General features: G+C 70.5%; 2 protein-coding genes. Both read right to left on the bottom strand.

Features of this window, described 5'->3' with window-relative positions; translation table 11 throughout:
- Window positions 1-217, bottom strand: a 217-nt coding sequence (locus ON19_RS18680; protein ID WP_043694147.1) for a hypothetical protein, incomplete at its 3' end; no start/stop codon positions are given.
- A gap of 7 nt (window positions 218-224) precedes the next feature.
- Window positions 225-1,715, bottom strand: coding sequence for an SCO6880 family protein (locus ON19_RS18685; protein ID WP_043694150.1), 1,491 nt, complete (start codon window positions 1,713-1,715; stop codon window positions 225-227).
- Window positions 1,716-1,836 lie beyond the last annotated feature (121 nt).

Here is a 1,836-nt window from a genome sequence, read left to right on the forward strand (position 1 = left end):
CGGCCCGGCCCGCGGCTGCTCGCGCGCGCCGCTCGGCGGCCCGCCGGTCGGACGGGTCGACGCCGAGCCGGTCCTCGCCGTTCACCCGCGCCGAATCCCGTGCGGAGCGCCGCCGCTCCGGCCGCTGTCCCCACTCGTCCCGGCCGGATTGCTCGAGTCGCCTGCGGCGTGCGTCCTCGTCGCGTTCCCGTACGGGTGGCTCGTAGTCCCGTGCCATGAATCGCTCACCCCGCCAGTGCCTTCGGAATAGTGGCATGCTCCGGCAGGATCACCCCGCAACCGAGCGAAGCCGCGAAGGCCGCCGCCTGGTAGCGGTAACACCGCCGGATCTTCAAGCGCGCCTGGGTCGACAGGTCGCGCGTGATGGCTTCGATGCGCGGCAGGTCACCGCGCAAGGGCTCGGTGATGGTCACCAGCGCCCCGAAGCGGGTCACACCGTGACCCCTGGCCTGCTCCTCGCGGGCCTGCTGAGTCGCGCCCACCCGCAGCGTCGCCGCCGCGGACACGACCCCTCGTTCGCTCTGCTGGGCCACCAACGCGTTCTTGAAATCGTCGTCGACGATTTCGGCGGCGTCGGCGGCTGAATGCGGACGGTACACGATCGCGATCCGTTTGCGCGGAACTTCGGGATTCGGTGCGAGCAGCCGTTGCAGCACTCGCTCGTCCACCGCGCCTTCCGGAGCGGCGTCCATCTCCCAGGTGACCGACCGGCCACCGTCGTGCACCAGGTGATCCCACTTCTCGTCATGGGACACCGGGCCCGCGTCCGCCCAATCCAGGCCGTGCCCTTCGGGTTCGCCCGCGGCCACCTCGAGGTCGGCCTGCGAGGCGGGATCGTAACTGCGGCGGATGAACGAGATCACCTCGTCGGCCGACATCGGCTGGGCGCGCACACCGGCTTCCGCCAGCGCGGCGCAGATACCGGGCAGGCGGCGGCCGATCTCCACGGCCTCCTCCGCCGGGTTCTTGCGGCGCTCGGCGGTGGTGGCCTTGAACGTGATCGCCACGCGCGGCAGCAATTGCACCCGCTCCTGCGGCAATTCGGTGGCCAGCTCGTACATCACCTGCTGGGCCAGCTCCGGCGCCTCCGGCCTCGTGATCGTGGAAACCTCGGTGAGCAAGCGGTTTCCGGTCTCGGGCACCGTGTCGATGACCGGAACCACGGCGACGATGTCGCTGGTCTGGCCGACCGAGGCCAGGAAGGTGCCCCACGCCGACACCCAGCGGTCGATCACGGGCTGGTCCACCGCCTCGTGGCCCTGCGGCCACGCGCGCAGCACCACCGTGTACTGGGCGAACTGCGGGAGGTGGATCATGCCGAAGCTGTAACCGCCCGCGTCGATGCCCTCGTACAACTTGGAGGGCGCCAGCAGACCGGGCAAGCGGGTGACGCCGCCCGGGATCCGGGAGAAGCGGCCACCGCGGTACACGTGCTCGCCGCGATTGCGCGAGCGCATCCAGTTGAACATCATCAATCCCGTCTCGTAGCCCGAACGACCTCCGGTCCGCCACACCAGCGGGACCATCACGACGACACCGACGCCGCCGACGATCATCCCCCACTGGAAGCCGCCGACCATCGCGGTGATCAGCGCGGTGATCACGACCGCGAAGCCGAGGACGGTCTCCTCCCAGCGCAGGCCGAAAAGACCCGCGCTGCGCGGCTTCTGCCAGAGCCCGTACGAGCGCCGCTCGTAGGTGTCGGTGATTGTCATCGCGGAATGGTGCTCCTCCCGAGGTCGGGTGACCGGTTCGTCCAGCGGTCGCCCGCGACGTCACCCATGGCTTGATCGGCCCGGTTCAGCCCGCCGCTCGCGGCGCGCGCCGCTCCGATCC

It is taken from the genome of Nocardia abscessus NBRC 100374 (assembly GCF_000308455.1).
In the GTDB taxonomy this organism is placed as follows: domain Bacteria; phylum Actinomycetota; class Actinomycetes; order Mycobacteriales; family Mycobacteriaceae; genus Nocardia; species Nocardia abscessus.

What these genes read in the sequence shown, in the direction of transcription:
- ON19_RS18685 (WP_043694150.1), bottom strand. Translation starts at nt 1,715, where the DNA reads ATGACAATCACCGACACCTACGAGCGGCGCTCGTACGGGCTCTGGCAG.